The organism is Vibrio sp. YMD68, from assembly GCF_029958905.1.
GTDB lineage: Bacteria > Pseudomonadota > Gammaproteobacteria > Enterobacterales > Vibrionaceae > Vibrio.
Genome location: NZ_CP124614.1, coordinates 2,443,887 through 2,460,984 on the forward strand (window position 1 = coordinate 2,443,887; position 17,098 = coordinate 2,460,984).

General features: G+C 43.7%; 16 protein-coding genes and 1 tRNA gene. 9 read left to right on the plus strand and 8 right to left on the minus strand.

What is annotated here, in order from left to right; translation table 11 throughout:
- Positions 1–5: 5 nt before the first annotated feature.
- Positions 6–470 carry an Sbal_3080 family lipoprotein gene (locus QF117_RS17115; protein ID WP_282387126.1) on the plus strand — a complete coding sequence of 155 codons (465 nt, stop codon included), beginning with the start codon at positions 6–8 and terminating at the stop codon, positions 468–470.
- A 135-nt stretch (positions 471–605) separates the two neighbouring features.
- Here the strand turns inward: QF117_RS17115 and gltX are convergent, their stop codons facing one another.
- The 3 genes from gltX to QF117_RS17130 all read right to left on the minus strand — a co-directional run bounded on the left by gltX (position 606) and on the right by QF117_RS17130 (position 4,001).
- Positions 606–2,033 (minus strand): glutamate--tRNA ligase, encoded by a 1,428-nt coding sequence (gene gltX, locus QF117_RS17120; RefSeq protein ID WP_282387127.1) that lies wholly within the window; start codon positions 2,031–2,033, stop codon positions 606–608.
- Between the two features lie 137 nt (positions 2,034–2,170).
- Positions 2,171–2,821 (minus strand): DUF2057 domain-containing protein, encoded by a 651-nt coding sequence (locus tag QF117_RS17125; protein WP_282387128.1) that lies wholly within the window; start codon positions 2,819–2,821, stop codon positions 2,171–2,173.
- Between the two features lie 70 nt (positions 2,822–2,891).
- Positions 2,892–4,001: a porin gene (locus QF117_RS17130; protein ID WP_282387132.1), complete on the minus strand. Its 1,110-nt coding sequence runs from the start codon at positions 3,999–4,001 to the stop codon at positions 2,892–2,894.
- Between the two features lie 534 nt (positions 4,002–4,535).
- Here QF117_RS17130 and QF117_RS17135 point away from each other — a divergent pair.
- Entirely contained in the window at positions 4,536–7,265 is a 2,730-nt protein-coding gene (locus QF117_RS17135) for a heavy metal translocating P-type ATPase (protein WP_282387134.1), read from the plus strand.
- An 8-nt stretch (positions 7,266–7,273) separates the two neighbouring features.
- Positions 7,274–7,714: a DUF411 domain-containing protein gene (locus QF117_RS17140; protein ID WP_282387135.1), complete on the plus strand. Its 441-nt coding sequence runs from the start codon at positions 7,274–7,276 to the stop codon at positions 7,712–7,714.
- 112 nt (positions 7,715–7,826) lie between these two features.
- On the opposite strand, the gene QF117_RS17145 is transcribed toward QF117_RS17140, so the two are convergent.
- The gene (locus QF117_RS17145) at positions 7,827–8,522 is read right to left on the minus strand and encodes an oligogalacturonate-specific porin KdgM family protein (RefSeq protein ID WP_017040449.1); all 696 of its coding nucleotides are present in this window, start codon (positions 8,520–8,522) and stop codon (positions 7,827–7,829) included.
- Positions 8,523–9,066: 544 nt separating this feature from the next.
- Between QF117_RS17145 and QF117_RS17150 the strand changes: the two genes are divergently transcribed.
- Entirely contained in the window at positions 9,067–9,948 is an 882-nt protein-coding gene (locus tag QF117_RS17150) for a TraB/GumN family protein (protein WP_282387139.1), read from the plus strand.
- A 369-nt stretch (positions 9,949–10,317) separates the two neighbouring features.
- Here QF117_RS17150 and QF117_RS17155 read toward each other — a convergent pair.
- Positions 10,318–10,394, minus strand: a tRNA-Pro gene (locus tag QF117_RS17155).
- 254 nt (positions 10,395–10,648) lie between these two features.
- Between QF117_RS17155 and QF117_RS17160 the strand changes: the two genes are divergently transcribed.
- From QF117_RS17160 to rluF, 3 genes are all read left to right on the plus strand, one after another.
- Entirely contained in the window at positions 10,649–10,789 is a 141-nt protein-coding gene (locus QF117_RS17160; RefSeq protein ID WP_017035100.1) for a DUF3149 domain-containing protein, read from the plus strand.
- A 178-nt stretch (positions 10,790–10,967) separates the two neighbouring features.
- The gene (smrA, locus tag QF117_RS17165; RefSeq protein ID WP_282387141.1) at positions 10,968–11,549 is read left to right on the plus strand and encodes a DNA endonuclease SmrA; all 582 of its coding nucleotides are present in this window, start codon (positions 10,968–10,970) and stop codon (positions 11,547–11,549) included.
- Between the two features lie 135 nt (positions 11,550–11,684).
- Positions 11,685–12,731 (plus strand): 23S rRNA pseudouridine(2604) synthase RluF, encoded by a 1,047-nt coding sequence (gene rluF / locus QF117_RS17170; RefSeq protein WP_282389510.1) that lies wholly within the window; start codon positions 11,685–11,687, stop codon positions 12,729–12,731.
- Between the two features lie 62 nt (positions 12,732–12,793).
- Here rluF and upp read toward each other — a convergent pair whose 3' ends face one another.
- Positions 12,794–13,420, minus strand: a complete 627-nt coding sequence (gene upp, locus QF117_RS17175; RefSeq protein WP_017035097.1) for a uracil phosphoribosyltransferase — start codon at positions 13,418–13,420, stop codon at positions 12,794–12,796.
- A gap of 177 nt (positions 13,421–13,597) precedes the next feature.
- Here upp and purM point away from each other — a divergent pair, with 177 nt between their 5' ends.
- Positions 13,598–14,638: a phosphoribosylformylglycinamidine cyclo-ligase gene (purM, locus tag QF117_RS17180; protein ID WP_017035096.1), complete on the plus strand. Its 1,041-nt coding sequence runs from the start codon at positions 13,598–13,600 to the stop codon at positions 14,636–14,638.
- Positions 14,639–14,640: 2 nt separating this feature from the next.
- Positions 14,641–15,279, plus strand: a complete 639-nt coding sequence (purN, locus tag QF117_RS17185) for a phosphoribosylglycinamide formyltransferase (protein WP_017035095.1) — start codon at positions 14,641–14,643, stop codon at positions 15,277–15,279.
- Between the two features lie 93 nt (positions 15,280–15,372).
- On the opposite strand, the gene QF117_RS17190 is transcribed toward purN, so the two are convergent.
- Positions 15,373–16,218 (minus strand): class II glutamine amidotransferase, encoded by an 846-nt coding sequence (locus tag QF117_RS17190; RefSeq protein WP_282389511.1) that lies wholly within the window; start codon positions 16,216–16,218, stop codon positions 15,373–15,375.
- Positions 16,219–16,254: 36 nt separating this feature from the next.
- On the minus strand, positions 16,255–16,830 hold the full coding sequence (gene lpcA, locus QF117_RS17195; protein ID WP_282389512.1) for a D-sedoheptulose 7-phosphate isomerase: 576 nt from the start codon (positions 16,828–16,830) through the stop codon (positions 16,255–16,257).
- Between the last annotated feature and the right edge of the window lie 268 nt (positions 16,831–17,098).

The window sequence follows — 17,098 nt, forward strand, 5'->3', positions numbered from 1 at the left end:
AGATAATGAAAAACTGGCTAGCTCTTGTTGTGCTCTTTTTACTCGCAGGTTGTAGTGCTCCGAAGTATTCGGGCAATGCACTTCCTGAAGCAAACAACGTCGAAAATATCACGATCGTGGAAGATGTAAAAACACGCAGCATTTTCCTCGATTCCATGCTTGATTGGTGTCTGAATAATCAAGTCAAATGTAAAGTCGTTGCAGACGGTTCAGAACATAATCCAGAGGGCATCACGCTTGATTATGTCTCTCGTTGGAGTTGGGATTTCAGAACCTTTGTGGCAGACGCTAAGATCTCGGCCTATCAAGATCAACAACGCGTAGGCAACGTTGAGTTTAAAGCGCCAAACAGCGGAAACTTTTCTAAGTTTGGTGACGATATGGAACGCATCAAAGCGATGATGGATATCTTGTTCGATAAGAAAACAGCCGCGCAAGCGACTCAAATGATTGCCGACGACAAGCTATAACGAATCCAGTCCTGATCAGCAGAATTCTGATCGACAAAACTCCAATCGCTAAAGTTCTAAGCAACGAAGTTTAGACAAATAAAAAGGGTCAGTAACCAAGTTACTGACCCTTTTTTGAATCTAGCAAAAGCTCAATTAAGCGTTAGCTTCACGCTCAGCAATGAACTCAAGAGCCATCTTGATGCGAGTAATTACGCGCTCTTTACCAACAAGCTCCATCACTGCATCAACAGAAGGAGACTGACCGCCACCGGTTACTGCTACGCGAAGTGGCATGCCGATTTTACCCATGCCGATCTCTAGCTCTTCACACACGGCTGCAATCACACCATCTTTGATGTTTGCTGTTGTGAATTCTTCAAGTGCTTCAACCTTAGCAAGAGCAAGCTCTAGTGGGCCTTTAGCAACACCACGTAGGTGCTTCTTAGCTGCGCCAGCTTCAAACTCCGAGAAATCTTCGTAGAAGTAACGAGACTGCTCAGCAAGTTCGATAAGCGTGTTGCAACGCTCGCCAACTAGCGTGATCACTTCAGTGATAGCTGGGCCGTTGGTTGTATCGATCTTCTGCGCGTCTAGGTGCCATTGCAGGTATTTTGCAACGTATTCAGGTTCAGAAGTCTTGATGTAGTGGTTGTTCAACCAAAGTAGTTTTTCAGTGTTGAATGCAGATGCAGACTTGCTGATTGCGTTCAAGCTGAAGAATTCAATCATCTCTTCTTGAGAGAAGATCTCTTGGTCACCGTGAGACCAACCTAAACGAACTAGGTAGTTGTTTAGTGCATTGGGTAGGTAACCTTCGTCGCGATATTGCATGACAGAAACAGCACCGTGACGCTTAGAAAGTTTCGCACCGTCATCACCAAGAATCATTGCACAGTGAGCGAAAGTTGGAACTGGCGCGCCTAGTGCTTCATAGATGTTGATTTGACGAGGTGTGTTGTTGATGTGGTCTTCACCACGAACAACGTGTGTAATACCCATGTCCCAGTCATCCACTACAACTACGAAGTTGTATGTGGGTGCACCGTCTGTACGACGAATGATGAGGTCATCAAGTTGGCTGTTCGCGATTTCAATGCGACCACGGATTTGGTCATCAAATACTACACTGCCTTCTTTCGGGTTACGGAAACGGATAACGCATGCATCACCTTCTTTTGCTGCTTCGTTTGCTGCAACAATTTTAGGGTGGTTCGCATCGTAACGAGCCATTTCCTTGTTTTCTTCTTGCTCTGCACGAATCTCATCAAGCAGTTCTTTAGACGCGTAGCATTTGAATGCTTTGTCTTCAGCAAGTAGCTTATCAACCATTTCGTTGTAACGGTCAAAACGCTTAGATTGGTAGTAAGGGCCTTCATCCCATTCCATACCCATCCATTGCATGCCTTCTAAGATTGCATCAACCGCTTCTTGAGAGTTACGCTCAAGGTCCGTGTCTTCAATACGTAGAACAAACTCACCGCCTTGGTTTTTAGCGAAAAGCCAAGAATAGAGGGCTGTACGTGCACCACCAACGTGAAGATAGCCTGTAGGGCTTGGAGCAAAGCGAGTTTTAACCGTCATGAAATTACCTTAATGATTTTAGAACGCACCTGATTTTGGATACAAAAACGATGCTAAAATTTGCGCATTATTTTAGCACCGATCAGTAATACTACAATCGGAATGATCGCTAATTAGTCCGCCTCTAACCTCAAACACTAGTTATTTAGGTTTTTCACCGCCCAAGATACAAACTCTTGGCGCTGTTCAGGTGTCATTTCAAGAAAATCAGCTTGCAGAGAACTAGGCTTGCTTGCAGGTTTCGTTTGCTTCTTAGAGGATTCGATTTCAGGCAGAGTGACAGGCTTCGCGATAGATGCCGCCGCTACGCTACTCGAAACGATCGCAGCTTGACCACCCGCTTGGTTATAGCTACTGAGCATGGCCTCGTAATCTTTAATGAGTGCAAACGTTTCATTGCTTATAACATCGGTGGTAATAGACACCGCTTCGCCAGAGCTGGTTACTTTTACTCTTGGGTCACGGTTATATTTATTAACGGCTCTCTGATCACGGATAACAAATGGGGTTTCTAACAATAAGGTCTCATCACTGACATCAAACGTAACCACCATAGGCGACGAGTTAAACTTCTCTTTACCACCGTTGGTATCAATCATGGCAGTAACACGAACCAACAGTTGATTTTGACCGTTTTCAATCTGTAGGTCACCCTTACCTGAATTGGCTATTTGATTAATTTCTTGATTAACCGCTAATATTTCCACACGAGAATCCGTTTGGATCGTGGTTTTAGCGTAGGAGAAAGCACTACAGAGCGCGAGAGATAATATAGCTAATTTTTTCATAAGATTACCAACTTGCAGAAACAACAAAGGCGGACATTAAGCCCGCCAGAATATACCGTTTAGGAATGGATTAGAATACCCACTCTGTACCGATTCGGATCATTAGATCTTTATCATAAACAGTATCATCTTGCTGAGTTAGACGAACAAATGTGTAAACAGAATTGAACGAGTACCCCGCCTCACCAGAGATAGAGGTAACATCTAGATCTTTATCTTTTTGGTTATCTGTCTTACCTGTTTGATCGGCGTAACCGACACGGAAGTTCATCGCGCCATGGTAGTAGTTTGCTTGAATAGAGTAAGCATCGATTTCACGCTCCGTGTATCCGTAACCGCCACCGCTATTTGTTGAATCATAAGACCCTGTTTTGTACGCGCCAAGAATATTAAAGCTATCCATAGGGCGAAGTTCAAAACCTACAAATGCCGAGTCAGTATCACCGACAGAAGCCGCTTTACCTGGCTTCCAATCTGGAGTTTCGCCCGGTGGTACAGGGTTATTTGTATCCCAGTAGGCATCTTCACCGCCTTCAAAAATCGTACCTTTAGCAGTCTCGTACGCCGCGTGCAGTGTTAACATGTCGACAGGTGTTACAGAAATAGACCCACTGAAGAAGTTTGAATCTTCATGATTTTCGCTACCATTACCGCCAGATAAGCTGAATTTAACCATGTCACCAAACATTGGAGAGTCGTAACGCGCCATTTGGCTCTTACGATCAAAGTGGTAACGTTCACCGCTGCGCCATGAGCGGTCGAATGTACGACCTAAGTTTGATGCAGAATAAGGCCAGTCAACCAGTTCATATAGTGGTGTCAGCATACGACCAAAACGAACTTGCCCCCAGTCATCACCACGCATACCTACAAACGTATCACGATTACCCAGTTTGGCGCCGTCATCTAAAACCCAACCCGACTCTACCTGTGCAAACGCTGTCACACTGTCTGTCATCACTTTAGCAGCGCGAAAACCTACACGAGTTTCATTCTCTAATGCCCAACCATCATCAGGACCAGCAGCATTAGAAGCGCCGTAATCTACAGCAGAGATTGAAACTACACCGTAAACTTCAACGTTTGCATCGTTAGCATCACCAATCATATATGCGTTTGCAGTACCTGCGGCCATCATGACTGCTGCGCCTACTAGAGACTTCTTAAATACATTTTTCATTGTTTTAACCCTTTCCCATTTGTTAGGAATTTATTTATATTTTTATTAGCAACGCAGGGAACTACTGGACTAAATAGCTGACTAACGTTGCACTGCTTTTCATGGACGAGGCAAATATTGCAAACTTTTTTTCCAATAAAAAATAAAGCCAATATTTATTCGACACACTTCAAATAAAAATAAAGATAAAAGAAATAAAACCAATGAAAACAGAGTCTTAAATAAACATAAAATAATGTATTTTAGGCCCACTGCATCCAAACCTTCATCAAGGTCACATAAACACGGTAAGTAACGGTAAAATACAGATCTCAATCACATGCGTTTTTTGTATTTATTTTCCTTTTTATATTAATCAGGCTGAAATCTTGATTAAGATCTCACATTTTTTTCAGCTCATCTGACACTCACCTGACAGTTCAATCGCATTTTAATCATCAATGCCTAAATAGAAGTTCATTGATTCGCACCTTGACCTTACCCATAAGGTAAGGTTTATGCTCTTTACCATGCAAGGAACTTAGGAAGATAACCATGAATCAATATTCCATACCTTTAATTGGGCTCAATTGCATGGGCTGTGCAAAAAAAGTAGACAAAGCGTTAAACGAGCAGTACCCCGTGAATATTGATTTTCTTTCAAAAGACAAAATCGAGCTGCGCAGTGACGCCTCTTTTCATCAACTTGCAGTGATCATCGAAAATTTAGGCTATAACGCTGGGCACTATTTTGAGTTTACGCTTTCAGGCCTGACTTGCTCTCGCTGTGTAGAAAAACTTAGCCAGTTGATCGAACAGGATGACTCTATTGGTCTTTTCTCTGCGACCAAAGCATTACTGACCGTCTATACCATTAACGATCACACTTACGTTCAAGCATTAGTCACTTCACTGGGGTATAACGCTCAGCTTGTTGCAGAGAACTCATCAGCAATTCAATCAGAAGAAGACCAGCAAGCTATCAGCCAGTCGAAAGTCATGACTTCAGATGAAGTTTTACCAGCAGAGCACCACCGTTTGCACCTATCCATTGATGGAATGACATGCGCCAGTTGCGTCTCATCGGTCGAAAAAGCGTTAAATGGGGTTGAAGGTGTTACTGCTGTGCAAATTAACCTAGCAGAACAAAGTGCAATGGTTGAAATCAGACAAGAAAACATCGGCTTAGATATCGAACAAGCCCTTCTTATCGACATTGATAAAGCGGGCTACCAAGCTGAAGTGCTTAACGATCCGATGGTTTCCCAACAAAAGCAAAAAACTCAAAGATTGCTCGAGCTAAATCGCCATAAGCAAAACGCCATCAGCGCATTATTGGTAGGTGGCCCATTAATGCTATGGGGGATGCTTGGTGGAAATATGATGATCCGCACCAATTCCGATCAGGTCGCTTGGGGCGCGGTGGGGATCATATGCTTATTCTTGATGATGACATCAGGTCGGCTTTTCTATGTCAATGCCTTAAAAGCAGTAAAACATCGTCGAGCCACGATGGATACATTGATTGCTCTCGGTACTGGGGCGGCATGGTTCTACTCGATGCTCATGGTCGCTTTTCCGTTTTGGTTCCCAGAAAATGCTCGGCATGTGTATTTTGAAGCAACCGCCATGATCATTGGTCTCATTTCGTTAGGCCACTATATAGAGGCCAAAGCCAAAGCCAAAACAACGCAATCCCTGCAAGCACTGATTAACTTGCAACCACAATCGGCGACATTAATCACATCAGATAGCGATGGCACCGTTACCCAAACCATTGCGGTGGATGAGATAAAAAAAGGGATGCTGCTTAGAATTCGGCCTGGTGAGAAAATCCCAGTGGATGGCATTGTGAAAAGTGGTGAATCCTATATTGATGAAGCAATGCTCACTGGCGAACCCATCCCAACACTCAAGCAACAATCTGACCGTGTATCGGCAGGAACGTTAAATCAGGATGGCAGCTTGACGATCGAAGCCACAGGGGTGGGTGCTGAAACCATGCTTGCACGAATAATACAGCTTGTCCGTTTAGCGCAAAGTAGCAAGCCAGCCATTGCAAAACTTGCGGATCAAATTTCCGCAGTGTTTGTTCCGGTGGTTATGGTTATCGCCATGATTTCGATGGCGGTCTGGTACCTTTATGGCCCTGAACCAAAACTGAGCTATATGTTAATTGCAGCCACCACGGTGCTTATTATCGCTTGTCCCTGCGCACTTGGACTCGCGACTCCCCTGTCAGTTACGGTTGGAATTGGTAAAGCCGCTGAAATGGGCATTTTAATTAAAGATGCCGATGTCCTACAAACTGCGAGCAAGATTACCACCGTGGTATTCGATAAGACGGGAACCCTGACCCAAGGTAGCCCGACGGTTCAAAAAGTCGTTTCGTTTGGCGTCTCTGAGCAAACAGTGTTGCAATATGCCTACAGTGCAGAACAACACTCAGAGCATCCCCTTGCAAAATCCATTTGCCAGTATGCAAAACAGCATCAGATCGCTCCACAAGCCATAGAGGATTTTCAAAACCTTAAAGGCAGAGGAATTAGTGCCAAAGTGAACGGAGAAACACTGCTTATCGCTTCCCCTAGCTACTTCCAATCCCTAAATATTGATATGAAAAACGCACAAGCGGCCCTTCAGCAAAGTGAAGTTCAAGCCTGGACATCCATCGCTATTGCTGTTGATAACACGCTTATTGGCATCATTGCTTTGTCTGATTCGATTAAAGAAGACTCCAAAACAGCGATTGATGCCCTAAGACAACAACACATTAAAACCGTCATGTTAACAGGCGATAACCCATCGGTAGCCAATGCAATCGCACAACAACTGGGGATTGATCGTGTTATTGCCCAAGTGCTTCCTGACGAAAAATCGCACCACATTTTACAATTGCAACAACAAGGCGAAAAAGTAGCGATGGTCGGTGATGGTGTCAATGATGCTCCCGCCCTAGCCCAATCCGATATGGGTATCGCCATGGGGAGTGGCAGTGATGTCGCCATTGAAAGTGCGCAAATGACACTATTGAATTCCTCACCACTGGCGGTGGTTAATGCCATCGCTTTGTCTAGAGCAACGGTCACCAACATTAAACAGAATCTATTCGGCGCATTTGTTTATAACTCGCTGGGTATTCCCATCGCTGCAGGCGTTTTGTTTCCCGCTTTCGGTTTTTTATTAAGCCCAGTGGTTGCAGGAGCCGCAATGGCTCTGTCTTCAATTACTGTGGTCAGTAACGCTAACCGTTTACGTCTATTTAAACCTAAATTCAACTCATAGAGGCTATTATGAAATTCAAAATCCTTACTCTCGCCCTGATCAGTAGTTTCTCTGCCAATGTCCTTGCTGCAGATGTGATTAACCACAAATCGCCGTATTGCGGCTGCTGTGGTGACTGGACAACCCATATGGAAGAGGCTGGGTTCACCGTCAAAGAAGAACTGCACGAGAACATGAACCCAATCAAAAAGAAGTTTGGCATTACCCCAAAACTAGCTTCTTGCCATACGGCTGAAATTGATGGGTATGTCTTTGAAGGTCACATTCCCGCCAAAGACATTCAATCTTTTTTAGAAAACCCGCCTAAAAATGCTAAAGGTCTGGCGGTTCCGGGTATGCCGATGGGATCGCCTGGAATGGAGTATGGAAAGAATCGCGATGCCTATTCCGTCTACGCTTTTAATGATGAAGGCCAAGCGTTTGAGTACCGCCATTACGAAGCGAAATAAAACGTCCTGATCTGCATAAATAAAGTTGCCGTATAAATAGAAAGAGCCTAGCAAATCGCTAGGCTCTTTCATTGGGACTTTAGTTTGGACAAACTAAACCATTACAGCTTAATTAGAAGCCGTAAGAAGCACCGAATACGAATGCTGTATTCTCTTTCTTATCAGAACCATCTAGGTTTTTAGCACCGTGACCTTGGCTACGTAGCTCGAAGTATGGTTGAACGCCAGATCGAGTCCAAGTAGCGCGGAACTCGTGATCCATAGTGTTGTCGCTGTTATCAACCGATACGAATACGTTGTTGTACGCTAATACTACTGGCGCATCTTCTAGTGTGTAACCGATACGGTTATCAAAACGCAATTGATCGTTATCACTGTCTTTAATGTTGTGGTAACGAGTACGGTTGCTAATAGCAATACCGTTGTCGAAGTTGTAACCAATTTTAACTAGAGGACGATTTTGAACTGTTTCGCCATTGTTAAGTAGGTGGTGGTAACCAACAGCAATCCAAAGGTTGTCATTAAATGCGTAGCTTTGCTCAGCACCTAAAGTGATGTAAGGAGTAGCGCCTACACCTTCATTGAATTCGCCTTCGTAGCTACCAAGAGAAATACCGTCAAACTCAGTCAGTAGCGTTAAACCACCAATGCTGTTATCGAAAGTGTGGCCCGCTTCTAAAGTAGAAGTTGCATTAGGGTTTTTGTTCTCGCTGTGGAATTGCACGTTACCAGTAACGTAAGAAGAACCAGCGAATGCGCTTGAAGCGAAAGCAAGAGAAAGAGCGCTTAGAGCGATAATTTTTTTCATAATTAACTGCCTTTAAAAATTTAGTACGACTGTAAACTTGGTATTTCAATCACCATCAGTAGTCGTCAATAAGGGATTGCCTTCCTGGCTTGAGATGAATACTGCACCATTTAATTCACTCCGAAAAATAAATTGGCAGATAGAGTGATCCAGTTAACACTATCGAACTGAGACATATAAAAATAATATATAAATCATTCAGTTATAAAAATAAAATAAAATATAAAAAAACATAATGTGATGTGTATCGTCCGTTTTATTTTTTATAGAAAGCAAATGATGACTTTGATCACGCTCTCTTTATCTAGCTTTAGTAAATCAAAGTTCGGGAACCTACATAACTTGACCTATCTCACATTTCCACTGGGCACTGACTTAATATTTATCAGAACCCCGCATTAAGGGCTAACCCATAAGTCATATCAATCGAAAGGCCGTACTGACTCGCATCAGCCCTAATGAAACGTAAACAGATTCATCACGCTGTTTCAATTGCTTTTGTGTGCGACTATCATTTCTGTTCATTCCAATTCGGAGCTTGATTATGCGTATCCTATTATTCAGCCTTTCATTACTATTATTCAGCTCGGTAACATCCAGTGAGCCGCTTTACTGGTCCGCTAAAAAAGGACCATACGAATTGATGATTCTTGGGTCCATTCATGTCGGTAACGAGAAGATGTATCCACTACCTTCTTCTATTACCGAGTTTTTACGCACGAGTGATGGTTTGATATTGGAAGCCGATACTCGTAAAACAGCCAATATTGTGTATCCCATCGCCACTCATACGGCAGAAACCGTTCTCTCAGAACCTCAAAAAAAGCAATTAAGCCTTATTGCTAAAGAACTTAATCTGGCGTCTGAAACGCTTTTAAGCATGCCTCCCTGGACAGCCGCCCTCGCCATTCAAATGGGTAGCCTAAACCAAATGGGTTTGAAAACAGCGCTCGGTGTTGATCATGTCTTACTTTATGACGCTATCTTTCAAGACATAGACATCATTGGTTTAGAGTCACTGCAGTTTCAAATCGATCTATTAGCGACATTGCCCAATGACGGTAAAGAATTACTCGTTGCCGCCTTGGATGAATATCAATCCGCGCAACAAGACGTAAATTGCTTAATAGAGAGCTGGGCACTGGGTGATGCCAATAACATGGCGCAATTTGCAGAAGCTCGCCAGCTATCCGAAGAATTAGAGCGTCGCATGATGACCGACAGAAATCTTGATTGGGCAGAAAAACTCGATTCTAGAAATATTCCAGGAGAAAAAAACGTCGCTCTAGAAGGCGGTCGATATTTGGTTGTGGTTGGTACGCTTCACTTGCTCGGTAAAAACAACCTAATCGAGTCGCTGAAAGAGAGAGGGTTTGAAGTTAAAAAGCTCTCGAAAACACAAAAAGCGCAATGCAAATTTGTATAGATCGACATAACAAAAAAACCGCAACATGTCTGCTGCGGTTTTTTTAATGTGGTCGGTGAAGAGGCTGTTTCTAAAACCACGGGGAACCCCCGACCCTCTGGTCCTAAACCAAAGACACTAGGCTAGCTTGTTTAGATTTGGGCGTAGCGAACTTGAACGGAAGCCATAACGCAAAAAACCGCAACATGTCTGCTGCGGTTTTTTTAATGTGGTCGGTGAAGAGGCTGTTTCTAAAACCACGGGGAACCCCCGACCCTCTGGTCCTAAACCAAAGACGCTAGGCTAGCTTGTTTAGATTTGGGCGTAGCGAACTTGAACGGAAGCCATAACGCAAAAAACCGCAACATGTCTGCTGCGGTTTTTTTAATGTGGTCGGTGAAGAGGGATTCGAACCCCCGACCCTCTGGTCCCAAACCAGATGCGCTACCAAGCTGCGCTATTCACCGAGATGCTAATCAGCTATTCGCTGTCAACGGATGGGTATATTACTTATTAATTACGTTAACGCAAGTCCTTTGAAGGCTTTTTTACCCAAAACAGCATCGTTCGATTAATTACCATCCAATTGCCCATAATTGTGATGGAAAACACACCATGCCCATCAAACATTCACCAGCCTTATGAGGCTTGATCTGGATCAGTAACGACCATTTAACCAACACGTAACATCAAAGCCATCACTAATCGTCGGAAGAAAATTATGGAATTATGGCTTCAACTCCTATTTGGCAACGCAGTGGGTCTCTCTTCAATGATCGTCATTTTTACCACTCTTAGTCTCATGCTCTTTTTTAGTGGTTTTTTCATCTACAAAATCTTTAAAGATGACCCTTCAAACTAACGCTTAAAACGCCCGACTTAAATAGGCACTTAACTGAGTGCCTAACGATGTCATACCGTAATAGCAGAGTAGCCCGAGTGCTTGCTCTGCTTTCTGGTTTCTGTTGTTGAAATTTTCTAGACTCCTCGCGTTATCCCAATTAATCTCCTTATAAAAGACAATTAATTGGGGGTCACTGATGTCTCATGATGACGATTTTTCTCTTTTTCAAGAGATGATGGGGGATGTAAAACCCCTCACGCACGACACTGCTGAATTAAAGCACAAGCACAGCGTTTCTATTGCCCAGCAAGCTAAGCAACAAGCGGCTATTTGGTTAACGGAAGACGACCCAGAATACCTCTCTATTGATTACGCCCCTCTGTTAAAGCCCGAAGATTTAATTCAATTTAAACGAGACGGTGTTCAGCACGGTGTGTACAAAAAACTCCGCCTTGGGAAATACCCTATTCAAGCAAAATTAGACCTGCATAAAAAGACACTCAAAGAAGCGCGTGAAGAAGTCGTAAAATTTCTAAAGCAGTGTTTGCTATGGGATATACGGACCGTACTTATTGTGCATGGCAAGGGCGCCCACTCTAATCCCCCAGCGTTGATGAAAAGTCACCTAGCCAGTTGGGTGACTCAAATTCGGGATGTCCAATGCGCCCATAGCGCCCTTCAGTTTCATGGAGGAACTGGCGCGATTTACCTCATGCTACGAAAAAGTGATGATAAAAAAGCCGAGAATAGAGAGCGTCACCAAAAACGAATGGGATAACCTTGAGTGAAATGCTACACTCCGCCCAATTAATAAGCGACATACTGCTTTGCTGAACATTAATCCGTTGTGAAACGTAACGAGGTCACTATGCCACAGAAAAAACAGACGACATCTCAGAACCACTCCACCACCATGTCACAAGATAATACTCAGTCTCAAGAAGGCGCTAAACGTCTCAATAAGTTCATCAGTGAAACCGGATTTTGTTCACGCCGAGAAGCCGATAGACTTATCGAACAGGGACGTGTAACCATTAATGGTAAGATTCCTGAAATGGGCACTAAAGTGGTTTCAGGTGATGAGGTCTGCATTGATGATAATCCGGTTCGGTCTAAAGAAAAACCTATCTATATCGCTCTTAATAAGCCAACAGGGATAACCTGTACAACGGAACGAGATATTCCTGGCAATATCGTTGATTTTATTGGTCACCACAAACGTATCTTCCCTATTGGCCGCCTTGATAAACCGTCCGATGGTTTGATTTTTCTGACCAATGATGGCGATATCGTCAATAAAATATTGCGAGCAGGAAATAACCACGAAAAAGAGTATGTGGTTCGTGTCGACAAACCGATCACCGATGACTTTTTAAAACACATGGCTGCGGGGGTTCATATTCTCGATACCGTGACGCTACCGTGCAAAGTAACCAAAGAAACCAAGTTCTCTTTTCGCATCGTACTGACTCAAGGCCTAAACCGCCAAATTCGTCGCATGTGTGAAGCGTTAGGCTATGAAGTGTTTAAACTTCGCCGAGTTCGCATCATGAATATCTCTATTGATGGTATTCCAAATGGAGAATGGCGCTACCTAAGCGAAGAAGAAGTGAATGAGATTCTCGCGATGTGTGAAGACTCAAGCGGAACCGAAGACGCCTCAAAAAATGATGCGAAAGGTGTACGAATTCGTCGAGCTACGGATGCGAAGCTGTTTGATAGCCGTGAAGAAAATCAATCGAGCACCGCAAGACGAAACCAGAAAAACCGTACCTTTAGAGGACAAAATGCGGATGAGTTTCGTCACGCACCAAACTCAAACAAGGGCAAAAAGAACTTTCATGGCAAAGCACCGGTTCGTCCTGACCGCACTGGGGGGAATGCCTCGAATAAGCACAGCGACGCTCACAGTTCTTCTTCAAGAACACGAAAGCCAGGCACATTAAGCTTAAAAAAATAGTGCATCAAAAATAAAAAGGGAGCGATCATCACTCCCTTTTCGCATTATGTTCTATTTAACAATTACTTCGTACCAAAAATCTTATCGCCAGCATCACCTAAGCCAGGGACAATATAACCTTTGTCGTTCAACTTTTGATCAATGGCAGCCGTGTACAGCTCAACGTCCGGGTGCGCTTTCTCTAATGCTTCAATACCTTCCGGCGCAGCAACCAGTACCAACACCTTAAACTGAGTACAACCCTGCTCTTTTAGAAGATCAATGGTCGCGATCATTGACCCGCCAGTCGCTAGCATTGGATCAACAACAAGCGCGATACGCTCATCGATGTTAGAAGCCAGTTTATTGAAATAAGGGACCGGTTCTAGTGTCTCTTCATCTCGGTAAATACCCACAACGCTAATGCGTGCACTTGGCATATGCTCAAGAACACCATCCATCATACCCAGACCTGCACGCAAAATAGGCACTACCGTTACCTTTTTGCCTTTCAGTTGATCAACCTCTACAGGGCCATTCCAGCCTTCAATAGTCACTGTTTCTGTTTCAAAATCAGCTGTTGCTTCATAAGTAAGTAGACTTCCGACTTCGGTTGCTAACTCACGAAAACGTTTCGTGCTGATATCACCTTCTCTCATTAGACCAATTTTGTGTTTTACAAGAGGGTGCTTAACTTCAACCACTTTCATTTTCATCTCCGGCATTTTTAGTATTTTTGAACAAACCCTCAGATTATACACGATAACAAACTCTATTTCAGGATGGATAGATCAATAAAAAAACTCGCGCAAACGTTTGCTCTTTATGTTTAAGCACTGGTAGAATAGCGCCGTTTTCATATCCAACTTAAATCCGAGGACTTCCCTGTGAGCGCAAATAACTCTTCTCTAAGCTACAAAGACGCTGGTGTTGATATTGATGCAGGCAATGCGCTTGTTGACCGAATTAAAGGTGCGGTAAAACGTACTCGTCGCCCTGAAGTGATGGGTGGCATTGGTGGGTTTGGCGCACTGTGTGAATTGCCAACTAACTACAAGCAACCTGTTTTAGTATCTGGCACTGATGGCGTAGGCACTAAACTCCGCCTTGCTTTGGATATGAACAAGCACGACACAATTGGTATCGATTTAGTCGCTATGTGTGTAAACGACCTGATTGTTCAAGGTGGCGAGCCACTATTCTTCCTAGACTACTACGCAACCGGCAAGCTTGATGTCGATACCGCTGCAGACGTTGTCACCGGTATTGCGGAAGGTTGTATTCAAGCTGGCTGTTCACTTATTGGTGGTGAAACCGCTGAAATGCCAGGTATGTACGAAGGCGAAGACTACGATGTTGCTGGTTTCTGTGTAGGTGTTGTTGAAAAAGAAGACATTATTGATGGCACCAAAGTCGCGGCTGGTGATGCGCTTATCGCGGTTGGTTCAAGTGGACCACACTCTAATGGCTACTCTCTTATTCGTAAGATTCTTGAAGTGTCTGGCGCTGATAAGACGGAAGAACTAGACGGACGCACTATCGGTGAGCACCTTCTAGAGCCGACTAAAATTTACATTAAATCAGCACTTAAGATGATTGCAGAGCACGATATCCACGCGATCTCTCATATCACTGGTGGTGGTTTCTGGGAAAATATCCCACGCGTACTTCCTGAAGGTACCAAAGCGGTTGTTGATGGTTCAAGCTGGGAATGGCCTGCAATCTTCAATTGGCTGCAAGAAAAAGGCAACGTGACCACTCACGAAATGTACCGCACCTTTAACTGTGGTGTTGGACTCGTTGTTGCCCTACCTAAAGACCAAGCAGACGCAGCGGTGAAACTGCTTCAGCAAGAAGGTGAAAACGCTTGGGTTATCGGTGAAATCGCTCAAGCAAAAGCGGGCGAAGAACAGGTTGAGATCAACTAAATATGAAGAGCATAGTTGTTTTAGTTTCAGGGAATGGTTCTAACTTACAAGCGATTATCGATGCTTGTGAAACCAGTATTGATAGCGGTAAAGTGACGGCTGTTTTTTCGAACAAGGCAACGGCTTTTGCTCTTGAGCGAGCAAAAAAAGCGGGCGCAGATGGTATCTTTATCGATCCAGAAGCCTTTGATACTCGTGATGCATTTGACAGGGAATTAATGCGTCAGATGGATGGGTATCAGCCTGATTTAATCATTTTGGCGGGTTACATGCGTATTTTAAGTGGCGAGTTCGTTCGTCACTTCTTAGGCCGAATGATCAATATTCACCCTTCACTACTGCCGAAATATCCAGGTTTAAACACCTATCAACGAGCCATCCACGCCGGTGATGAAGAGCACGGTACAAGCGTGCATTTTGTTACCGAGCAACTCGATGGTGGCCCCGTTATCCTACAAGCAAAAGTGCCTATTTTTGATGAGGATACTGTTGAAGTGCTGACCGAACGTGTTCAAACACAAGAGCATAAAATCTACCCATTAGTGGCTCAATGGTTTGTTGATGGGCGCTTAAAAATGGAAGACGGTAAAGCATTCTTAGACGGTGAAAAACTGGGCATCCATGGATACGCTCAAGAGTAGTTCTATTGATAGAGCAAACAGATAAACAAAAGGGTTGATGTGGAAGCATCAACCCTTTTTGTATCGCCCTTCTTGCATAGCGTCATTGTCGATTTAAGCTAATGGCTGAGAAGGCGCTTGGCAACGTGGTTTGGCTTCTGCAAACGCAACATCTTCTAACTTGTGCGCATTGCCATCAATCAACTCTCCAAAGTGAAAAATACCAAATTCGCTCGGCTTCATGCGATGCCAAATTTCGTTGTCTGTCAAAGGCTGAGTGGCAACAACGGTGACAACATCATTAGGCGTGGTTTCTTCTAAAAAGTTAATGGTGACTTCTTCATCAATCAAGCTCGCCTTACCGAAAGGGGCTCGCCTTGTTATCCAATAAAGGTGATTAGTACAATACGTCATTACGTATTCGCCATCGGATAAAAGCATATTGAATACACCTTTCTCCTTCAATTGATCACAACACTGAGCAATGAATCGAAATGCCCCGACCATGTCTTGAGGCGGCTCTGGGTAACGTTCTTCTAACTGCTTCAATAACCAACAAAAAGACAATTCACTGTCGGTTTCTCCAACGGGCCTAAACCGACCGGTATTTAAGTCATCGTAATCGGACAACTGTCCGTTATGAGCAAAAGTCCAGTAGCGTCCCCATAATTCACGAGTGAACGGGTGAGTATTCTCCAAATTAACAGAGCCTCGATTGGCTTGTCTGATATGGCTCACGACAGCACGGCTTTTTATTGGGTAATGCTGCACTAATTCCGCTATTTTAGAATCACAGCTCGGCTTCGGGTCTTTAAACGTTCGAAACCCTTTTCCTTCATAAAACGTAATTCCCCAACCATCTCGGTGTGGCCCTGTATTGCCACCACGCTGAATTAGCCCGGTAAAACTAAAACAGATATCGGTTGGTACATTAGCGCTCATTCCGAGCAATTCACACATGGCTTCATCTAATCCTTTAAGCAAATACGAACGTTGTTACGCCATCTCTTTTTCAATAAGCTGAATAACAATATGAATAATTTTGATATGGATCTCTTGGATACGGTCGGCATAACCAAAGTGAGGAACGCGAATTTCAACATCCGCTAGCCCGGCCATTTTTCCGCCATCTTTTCCGGTTAATGCGATTGTTTTCATGCCTTTTGCTTTTGCAGCATCTATCGCTTTCAAGATATTCCCTGAATTGCCTGACGTAGATAACCCAAACAGCACATCACCTTTTGAGCCAACGGCTTCGACATAACGAGAGAACACAGAATCATAGCCAAAATCGTTACTTACGCATGAAATATGGCTCGGATCTGAGATAGCGATGCCTGGGTACCCCGGTCGGTTTTCTCGATAACGCCCTGTCAGCTCTTCTGCAAAATGCATAGCATCACAGTGAGAACCGCCATTGCCACAAGAGAGTACTTTACCACCTTGCTTAAACGAATCGGCAATCAACTTAGCGGCGGCTTCAATTTGTGCCAAATTTTGTTCATCACTTAAAAACGCATTCAATACTTCGGCAGCTTCTGTCAGTTCGCTTTTAATTAATTCCTGATACATATCTGTGATCTCTTGTTGAATTGGATTAAGCGTAATCTTTGTTACCACTTTACCCCTGAGTTTACTAAAACAAATTCCAGTGTCGATAGTTAGCCAGTAAGAAATCGAATTTAGGCACGCATTAATGAATATAAATCACCACTCACCGCTCACTATTAGAACTTTCACTCTACTTGGATCACTTTTTAACCACATTGGTATTTTACATTTTATTAATATATTGTTTACACTCTACTGGTTAGACCTCTTATTAGATTACAGTGCAATA

Bases quoted from the DNA above. Each gene is read 5' to 3' on its own strand.
- QF117_RS17115 (WP_282387126.1), top strand. From the start codon at position 6: ATGAAAAACTGGCTAGCTCTTGTTGTGCTCTTTTTACTCGCAGGTTGT.
- gltX (WP_282387127.1), bottom strand. From the start codon at position 2,033: ATGACGGTTAAAACTCGCTTTGCTCCAAGCCCTACAGGCTATCTTCAC.
- QF117_RS17125 (WP_282387128.1), bottom strand. From the start codon at position 2,821: ATGAAAAAATTAGCTATATTATCTCTCGCGCTCTGTAGTGCTTTCTCC.
- QF117_RS17130 (WP_282387132.1), bottom strand. From the start codon at position 4,001: ATGAAAAATGTATTTAAGAAGTCTCTAGTAGGCGCAGCAGTCATGATG.
- QF117_RS17135 (WP_282387134.1), top strand. From the start codon at position 4,536: ATGAATCAATATTCCATACCTTTAATTGGGCTCAATTGCATGGGCTGT.
- QF117_RS17140 (WP_282387135.1), top strand. From the start codon at position 7,274: ATGAAATTCAAAATCCTTACTCTCGCCCTGATCAGTAGTTTCTCTGCC.
- QF117_RS17145 (WP_017040449.1), bottom strand. From the start codon at position 8,522: ATGAAAAAAATTATCGCTCTAAGCGCTCTTTCTCTTGCTTTCGCTTCA.
- QF117_RS17150 (WP_282387139.1), top strand. From the start codon at position 9,067: ATGCGTATCCTATTATTCAGCCTTTCATTACTATTATTCAGCTCGGTA.
- QF117_RS17160 (WP_017035100.1), top strand. From the start codon at position 10,649: ATGGAATTATGGCTTCAACTCCTATTTGGCAACGCAGTGGGTCTCTCT.
- smrA (WP_282387141.1), top strand. From the start codon at position 10,968: ATGTCTCATGATGACGATTTTTCTCTTTTTCAAGAGATGATGGGGGAT.
- rluF (WP_282389510.1), top strand. From the start codon at position 11,685: ATGTCACAAGATAATACTCAGTCTCAAGAAGGCGCTAAACGTCTCAAT.
- upp (WP_017035097.1), bottom strand. From the start codon at position 13,420: ATGAAAGTGGTTGAAGTTAAGCACCCTCTTGTAAAACACAAAATTGGT.
- purN (WP_017035095.1), top strand. From the start codon at position 14,641: ATGAAGAGCATAGTTGTTTTAGTTTCAGGGAATGGTTCTAACTTACAA.
- QF117_RS17190 (WP_282389511.1), bottom strand. From the start codon at position 16,218: ATGTGTGAATTGCTCGGAATGAGCGCTAATGTACCAACCGATATCTGT.
- lpcA (WP_282389512.1), bottom strand. From the start codon at position 16,830: ATGTATCAGGAATTAATTAAAAGCGAACTGACAGAAGCTGCCGAAGTA.